An 8,276-nucleotide genomic window follows, 5' to 3' on the forward strand; every position below is an offset into this window, starting at 1 on the left:
GGGCTTACGATGGAATTAGTTGGACGTTTCTTTAAGGTCACGAACTAGCCGCAGATATATATTAGATTGTGCTAACGATGCGAACTCAGTTCCTTCATTGAAATCAATAACTCGCGCTTTCAACTGAGGGTTAACCTTGCTGTCAGGAGTGTTTGACCAATAAAGTACTTTTGGAGTGCTTTTGAATACCTCCAATCTGATCGCAGGAGCTGAGCATGACCTTTCGACAATGGAACCAAGCTCTTTAATGTTGGGTAGTCTCCAGTCAGAGTACCCTAGTAAATTGCTGCTGTTAGCGTCGTCCACAGCTAGTAACGCATCAGACCAAGTAGGAAATGTTTTAAGAGTTCCAATGCAGTTATCGGCACTATATCTTTGCCCCATAGTGCAAGTGGTCCACATCAAGCCTGTTGCGGCGTCAGTAACTGTGCCGTCTTTATGTACTGTAAATTGCTCTATATTGGTGGTGGGAGCGATAATATCTGGCTTACAAGTCTGTGCGTAAGTTTGAGTTGATATCCCTACAAGACAAAGAATGCTTGCCGCAATGGTTAGTTTGGACTTCATCACTGTTTCCCTCCTCTTGCTAAACGAATGCTCGCCGAGTTGCTTTGTTTATGACACAACTTAGCTTGTCCATTGCTTGAGTCCATGCACCATGCTGTACCTTCACCATTTGAACTCGGGGTTCCAGACCAAATCGGTGCGCCACCTTCGTAGTTATAGAAATAGTCGGTATCGAGCAGTGTTTGACTGTTTTCATAATTGGCAATAGAACGTAGCTCTTCAATGGAAGGTAATCGCCAATCTTTATAGCCACAAACGGCTAGCTCGTTGGCCGCACGAATGTAGTCATCGGTACTACATGATGTGACTTTTACATAGCCAGCGTTATCTGTCGTAGGGAACGCGCATTGTGCCTTATTGTGAACAGGAGCATTACGGTTTTGGAATTCTAGTGAAGCGCCACCAGCACTGCCACCGTCATTAGTTCTATCTTTGCTGTACCAGGTGTATAGGTAGTTTTTAGCTTGCCAGTTTTGATGCCAGTGATAATAAGGGTAAGGAACATAATCCTTTGAGCTTGGGTTTCTGCTGGCACTCCAAGCATCATTTACTAGGGCTTTGAATTCTGCTTCCGAAAGTGAAGATGGAATATCAGTAATTGCATCACCTTTGTTTTCCCAGACGATCCCTGTTCGGTTATCCAAGACACATGACCATGCCGTCGCTGTATGAGGAAGGTGGTTTCCGGAAACGTCTAATTTTGTAAAAGAGAAACCTGCATAACCATCTAAGTAGTTTGGTGAGTCAGTATCAGCGCCAAATTCAGCATCTTGCCCCGGAAGATCATTAGGTGCGCCTTGGGCATCGAAGTCATTCCCATTTACATATCTGGTGACGCCAGTATCGTTTAACACTAAGTCTCCAAGGATAATAACACTGGTCTCAAACTGTTTGCTGAGTGTGGCATTGTTAGCCTCGGTAAGTTTAATTTTTATTGTTTCACCGCCTTCGGGAACGTCATCTTGAACGATATCTAACTCAAGAAACTGCTCAGTAGTTCCAGCAGGGAAAACAATAGTGTTGTCACTGATGACACTATAATCTTGGCCGTTAATAGCTAATCCACTGAGTTCGTAACTAACGCTTACATCTTTTCCTGATGAAGTGTTTAGTTGTAGCGGAATTTTAACGCGACCACTTCCTTCTGATGTGGTTCTGATTTCTGAGGTAAATGATATTTCTGGAGAGGAGTCATCATTGGTGATTGTTACGGTAGCAGTATCTCTCTCTACGCTGGTGGCACCAGAAACATCGAAAATCTGGACGGAGAAAGTTTCATCATCTTCATCCTTTACATCACCAATGATAGGGATGACCAAATCAATCCGAGCAACGCCATCTTGAAGTTCAAACTCTCCAACAGTTTCCAGATAATCTTGGTCTGATAATGCTGTTCCAGGGGTAGTTCGATATTTACCTTTAATTACACCATCTTTACCACCGCTACGAGTAACACGCACTTTGGCATCACTGTTACCTGAATTTCCTTCTTTTATCGAGATGTTATCAATTTTAATAGAGCCAGATTTTGTTCCTGAGTTGGTGTTTGTATTGGAACTGCTTCCTCCATCTTCTCCACCGGAACCACATCCGCTTAATGCTGCAATCAAAGCAATTGCCAATGCTGAACGTTTCATTAATGTATTGCCCTCTTTAATTAGACCTATTTGAGGTTTCCAGTCTAATCGGGTAGGCGCATAGATTATGACTCTGCACAAGCCCATTTTGGGCAAATACGTCGCTAAGATTAGAGACTTGGTGAAATGGTCCATTTTGGGCAGTTTGGGAGTGGAAAATTGGAGTAACGAAAAGGAAAATCTAATCGTCAATTAGGTTTCGCGCTGAAAGATGCTCAAGTCTCTGACCAGTCCTTCGACTAGACCGCCCTGTGAAAAAGGTGTTTTTATCTAAACTAATATGTTTCGTGTAAACCGGAGCGATGTTAGGTAATCAGGGCATCCTATAAACTCGCTCTATTGGAGTTGACATGAAAAACCTATCTAATGACGTAACTTTTGCCTCTAAAGAGGCTGCAAATTCATTTGCTGATAACCTTTCCTCAGTTTTAAAACAAGACCATAGCATCTCGCTCAAACCAATAAAACTGCTTCACACCACGGCTAAATGTCTTGGGTATAAAAACTGGAATCACTGGTGTGGCTCTGCATTTAGCTCCAAATCTGATCTCATGTATTTGTAGGGTGACACTAGGGATGATGATTTCCTTGTTTCTCATGAGGAGCGCACTCCAATTCAGTTCTTGGATGCGTCTTGTATTGATGAAGTTAGAGCTAAAGATAGCGAAATAGCATATTTATGTGGTAGTGAGGCGCTGTCTACACTAGAAGAAGCTATCGAGTATATGAGGCCGGATGACGAGGACGACTTCCATATCGAAACCTATGGCGGTGTAATCCATTCATTTGTTGTTGCCAAGCGTTTTATGATGACTCACGAAGAGATCGCGGAGCGAGCAAAGTTATCCATTTTATCGCAATTAAAGCGTGAGTCTGATTCTTATGATGATTTTGGGGGCTATGATAACCCTCGTCTTAATACACTTTACTACAGTCTCGATAATGCTATTGATGCTTTTTTTGATGAGGAACTAGAGCACAGCATTGGCTTTCACTATTTTGATCCCGTAGAGCGATTTGCTTACTTTGATGGTGACGGCAACCATAAGATAATGGATTGGGATGAGCTTATGACGTTATTAGACTCAATTGAGAGAAAAATTCCTATCATGGCTAGTATTTACAGACCTCTATTTAGATAGTTACCACTATCGAATTGCGTTATGCGTTAACCTATCAGTTTTACTTAACGCATTACATCTCTTACTTAACGGATTACCAACCATCCGGAAATTCCGGATGGTTGGATTTTGAGCAGATGAAATTTGGTTCCCTCATCTATGAGGGAACCAAATTTATGTGCGTGAATGTATCAGTTCTCTGCCTGATAGCCCTCAACGGGCAGTTCTACAGTGTGTCATTTGATATGTACTTGCTATCATTCTGGGGTCATTACGATTTCGCGCTGAAATATGCTCAAGTCCTTGACCAGTCTTTTGACTAGACCGCCCTGTGAAACAGGTGATTTTATCTTTGCAAATGTCTAACCGTGTTAATGCAGATTCATTTAACTGGGGGCTTGGCAGGTAATCAGGGCAACCTTTCATAGATACCCCGTTAATTTGGAGTTGCTTTAATATGAAAACTACCACGATATCGTTTGGCTCGAAATCAAACGCTGAATATCTCGCAAGAAAACTGTCATCAACATTGAAAGATGATTTTAATGTTTCGCTGAAACCAATCAAACTCCTTCATGCACTAGCTAAGGCTCAGGGTTATAAAAATTGGAACCACTGGGCTGGGGCTGGGCTTTCTGAAAATACAGATCAAGCTTTAACTGAGCGACCACCTATCGCTTATGACTTAGATCTTCCTGTGCCTTTTTTAAAACGAGCTCCGGTTGATGCGAATCCTGACGCGGCAACATCCTATATAGTTGAAATATTGGATATTAATCTTTTTGACTCAGTACGAGTTATGTCAAACGAATTATCCGCCGAGCTTTGTGAGAGGAGAAGAAAAGCATACTCGGAAAACCCCAGCATCACAGCAGGTTCAATGACTGTGTACACAGTGGTTATAACAGGCAAACGCTACACTAATGGACGCGGAGGTTATTGGTACTATGACCCTGAGGTTAAGTATTTTCACCTTCCAAAGGATTCTGATTCAGGTACTTTTGTCACTGAAAAATATTTGAATGAATTGAGGAGCGTTCAGTCCAATACAGTTGTCGAAATGATGCCGCCTGAATACGATGGTTTAGGTCATGCTGTTATTTGCGACAAGTGTGGTTTGAATTACGTGCCAAACTTGGCTGAGGATAGAGTTCTACATCATCAGTTCTGTACTCTATTGTCTTCTGCTAGTGAGTATTTCGGGAGACCTTTGTTTACTTATGGAATGTTTGAAAAGGCCAAATCCGTTCAATTGAACGATCCTAATCCAACTATCGCTGACCAAGCTGCTTTATATAAAAACAAATTGTGGGGATATTTTTCTCGCTCAGTGCAAGCCTGGATGAGGCAACGTGATTTTAAGGAACATCCTCCCTTTTTTGTTTACTCACAAGCAATGATAGCTTCGGACTTGGATGATGGTCACGTGTCTCATGATGTAGCTCAGTATGTTGCTAAAGATATGGGAATTGAGCATCTTGAACAATCTCCAGCAATGCCAAGCGGCTCATCGTATTGGGGTCAGTTTGGATATCGAAAATTATTGTACGTTAAGGGGTTTGAGGTCCAACCGTACGAAAACGTACGGTAAGAGGAAAATTATCGTCTGAAAAATCGATTAGTAGACAAGAAAGTCCGTTAAGTGCCAATTTTCGATTAAAAAGACACCGTTTTGATGGCGTTTTCCAATGTACATTATGTTTCTATATATCAGACAGTTACTTCACTAACGTACGTTTTCGTTCTATTGGCCTTCAGACCCCGTTAAGGTGATTTTTTGTACCTCTGAGCTGTGGTAGAGCTTGACCACTTTGACAGGCAGCTTTGAGCGATCCGGGCACTGGCGTTCAAATGGATAAGGATCATTTACCGCTGCTGGAAGGCCAGAACCTGTTATGACGAAGCGAAATATTTGCTGGCTCTCGAAGCGAGACACTCGCCCTTACTGAAGCCATAAAAAGCTTGTCGAATGTCTCAGGGCGTGAAGCGGACATTGCAGACTGCCCAGTAGAAAAAGTGCTATCAGAATTATCTAAAGGAAGATCGTATTTACCATGTCTCATTCTAACTGTTTAATAAATTACAAAAATTAAAATTTCCATTTAATATCATCGCGTTAAGCAAGAGAATTAAACCTCTCATTTAATTTATGATTCTTATTTAATTCATGAGTTGGTGTAAAAATAGGTTGCCGCACTATAGAAAGACACATATTTAAACCCAGCAGGAAATCATATTTGAAAGTAATGTGTTTAAGGGGCTGCGTAACAAGAACAGCAAGTAAACACATAGTAATAACAGTTACCATTCCCATTTCGCAAGTGGCCATATCAGAGGTGAACTAATGCCTGCTGCAATTTTAAGAATTAAGGTTATCCTAATAATTCTTTTGTATCCGACATTCCGCAGCTAATTTAGGAATAAACTACCTCATAGAGTCTACCGAGTAATTTGAGTAGTTGTGTTTGGTGCTCTTGAAGTCCAGTGATGAACCGATGGCCGTTAATCTCTAACGTATCAATGCCTTCGAACTGCAAGAAGACCCAACGTGCCGTCGGTTTTGCTGTCGTCTTGTTCTTTACCATACTTGGGAAGAACGCTTCGGTTTGTGCGAGTTGCTCTCTGATTTTGTGTTCTAAACTGGCGTAAACAAGCAAGCTCAACGTCATTATCATTAGCAACGCTTCAATGCGCTCAGGCTTTTTCAAAAAGATGGAAGAGGTTAAAAACTCAGGGCTTTTTAGAAAGCGGAAGCCACGCTCGACTTTTTGTTGCGATTTGTAATGAGCTAGCAGAGCTGCCATGGTGAGTGCTTCATTGTCGGTGTCATTCGTCGCGAGGATAAACATGCCTACTTTGAGCCTAGCCAGTTTTACTTTTTCTAGGTCGGTGAAGGGAGCGGCCTCGATAAAGTATTGGTATCCTGTCGGTGCTTCATCTGTCTTTGGGCGCCCCGAATGAGAGTAAGTCGGCAGTTTGATGAGAGTGCCTTGTTCAAACCCTAGTAAGTCACATTGTTTCTTGAAATCGTTAAACGCGAGTTCTGCGTCAACTTCACAAGCGAATGGTTTTTTACTTAGCTTTCTCAACGCTTTGATTTCTTTTGCTATATTTGCCTCTAAGTTCTTGAAGAAAGTGATTTCTTCCCGCTTGGTGGCTTGTTCACTGTGAACGAGCAACCAACGTTGATTGACCTTTCCGTAATCCGAGTTTATCCAACACCCTGAGTAGCCATGATCGATAGCGCTCAATTGCTCTGGCTCTAGCGCAAGCAGTGCTTGTTTTGCGAGCTTGATGGTCATCGGTACACGGGTAATGAACTTTTGATTTTGCTCATCTAGCGAGGAGATGCTTTCTTCGGTGTACAAGGCAGCATCAGCGATAAAATAACGACTATTTTGCGCGGCTTTTAGGCAATGTATGTGTCTTTTAGTGACTTCAGCGAATGCCTTGGCATCATTGGTGTTGCCACTCAGTGCTTGCATGTAAACAGGAATACCTGCTTGGTTTTCACAGATGAGTTCAAGCACCACTTGGTTAAGCTCTGGCCTATGATCCCGACTGTAGCCTCGTACAAGCTTGATCACGTTGGTGTTTTCATCTTGTGCATACTCACCATCAACGTGAAAGCTGGTGATATCAAGATGAACTGAATCCGTCGTCAAGCCCAGTTTATCAACAACACGCTCAGCAATAACCTGATAGAGCGCAGAGACATCGGCTTCGTATAGAGCATCTAAGGTGCGCCCTAGTACATCATCAGTAAGATGGTGTGCTTCAATCTCCTTGGCGAGTAGCTTAGACACAGGCTTGGTCTTAAAAAAGTCCGAGAACATGTGCAGTGTTCTGCTATGAAAGCCAAGTCCATTTAGGAGCATGGCCAATACCGCGTCACCATGAGAAACATTGTGGTCAGAATATTTTGGGATAACGGCATCTATCATCCGTGGCAGGCCAATTTCGTGACAAAAGGCGGCAATGAGACCAAGGTGATCTAAGCGTTTAATAACAGGATGGGTAGACATATTTTGAGACCGTCAAATAGCAGCAATAGATCAAAACTGTCGATCGCGGTCAAGATGGTGCCGTGGTTTTTATGAAAAACTGATCGCCAGATCACGCTATTTAAATTCTGGAATTAGCTGCGGAATGACGGTTGTATGATTAAGATCATCGATAAATTTACTAAGGACTCATTAATGAAATTGCGACTCTGGAATCTATTACCCCATGATTACGCTCCTTTTTTTCGTATTCTTCACATCATTGTGGCATTTCTAATATTATCACAAATTATTAACTCTAATCTGACAGAGACCGAAGCAATTGGTGAACATAGTCTTGAAGGAGTTATAACCTGGATGCACATTATTTCAGGGTTAGGACTGATTATTTGTGGTTTTATTATGTTAAGTTGGATGCTTACTCAAAGAGGTTTTACTTATTATTTTTCATGGGTAGGGCTTGACTTTAGTGGTATTAAGCAAGATATAAAAACGTTGACTAGTTTCCGACTGCCCGATGCACATTCGGGAGGTATTGCCAGTACAATCCAAGGATTTGGAGTTCTAGCATTGCTAATTGTAGCACTTTCAGGTGGCCTATGGTTCTTGTTGAATACCATGCAGTCAAATCTGGCTGAAACAGTAATCCACTGGCATAAGTTCTTTACTACTTTCATTGAGGTCTATTTTTATGCACATGGTGCAATGGGAGTTTTGCATATTTTAATTGAAAAATATAAAAGCCGCTCAGTTAACCTAAGTGACTAATCTGTTGTGAGATAATATTACTTCAAGTTGAAGAAAACCCTAAAAATAAAATTTAGTTTACTAGAAGATGAAACAGCACTTGCAGAGACTTTTTAATTAAATTTAATAAAAACGAAAAAATATTCATGGCGAAATGATTGTTTAATTATCTATCATGGATAGAAATGTGAGTTAGTCGT

General features: G+C 41.6%; 6 protein-coding genes and 1 pseudogene. 4 read left to right on the forward strand and 3 right to left on the reverse strand.

The features are described 5' to 3' along the window. Positions 1 to 15: 15 nt before the first annotated feature. On the reverse strand, positions 16 to 567 hold the full coding sequence (locus SU60_RS06590) for an Lcl C-terminal domain-containing protein (RefSeq protein ID WP_041154794.1): 552 nt from the start codon (positions 565 to 567) through the stop codon (positions 16 to 18). After that, on the reverse strand, positions 567 to 2,204 hold the full coding sequence (locus SU60_RS06595) for an Lcl C-terminal domain-containing protein (RefSeq protein WP_041154795.1): 1,638 nt from the start codon (positions 2,202 to 2,204) through the stop codon (positions 567 to 569). The genes SU60_RS06590 and SU60_RS06595 overlap by 1 nt, the downstream gene beginning before the upstream one ends. A gap of 623 nt (positions 2,205 to 2,827) precedes the next feature. Here SU60_RS06595 and SU60_RS06605 point away from each other — a divergent pair. The 3 genes and pseudogenes from SU60_RS06605 to SU60_RS22330 form a co-directional block, all read left to right on the forward strand. After that, positions 2,828 to 3,346 carry a hypothetical protein gene (locus SU60_RS06605; RefSeq protein WP_041154797.1) on the forward strand — a complete coding sequence of 173 codons (519 nt, stop codon included), beginning with the start codon at positions 2,828 to 2,830 and terminating at the stop codon, positions 3,344 to 3,346. A gap of 436 nt (positions 3,347 to 3,782) precedes the next feature. Continuing rightward, complete coding sequence (locus SU60_RS06615) at positions 3,783 to 4,916, forward strand: hypothetical protein (RefSeq protein WP_041154799.1); 1,134 nt, start codon at positions 3,783 to 3,785, stop codon at positions 4,914 to 4,916. A 237-nt stretch (positions 4,917 to 5,153) separates the two neighbouring features. Further along, positions 5,154 to 5,282 (forward strand): annotated as a pseudogene (locus SU60_RS22330) (IS110 family transposase); the annotation flags it as partial. Between the two features lie 457 nt (positions 5,283 to 5,739). Here SU60_RS22330 and SU60_RS06625 read toward each other — a convergent pair. Then, entirely contained in the window at positions 5,740 to 7,350 is a 1,611-nt protein-coding gene (locus SU60_RS06625; RefSeq protein WP_041154801.1) for an IS1634 family transposase, read from the reverse strand. 135 nt (positions 7,351 to 7,485) lie between these two features. On the opposite strand from SU60_RS06625, the gene SU60_RS06630 reads away from it, so the two are divergent. Beyond that, positions 7,486 to 8,097 carry a cytochrome b/b6 domain-containing protein gene (locus SU60_RS06630; RefSeq protein ID WP_000590429.1) on the forward strand — a complete coding sequence of 204 codons (612 nt, stop codon included), beginning with the start codon at positions 7,486 to 7,488 and terminating at the stop codon, positions 8,095 to 8,097. The last annotated feature ends 179 nt before the right edge of the window (positions 8,098 to 8,276 follow it).

The sequence above is a fragment of the Vibrio mytili genome (assembly GCF_000830505.1).
Classification (GTDB): domain Bacteria; phylum Pseudomonadota; class Gammaproteobacteria; order Enterobacterales; family Vibrionaceae; genus Vibrio; species Vibrio mytili.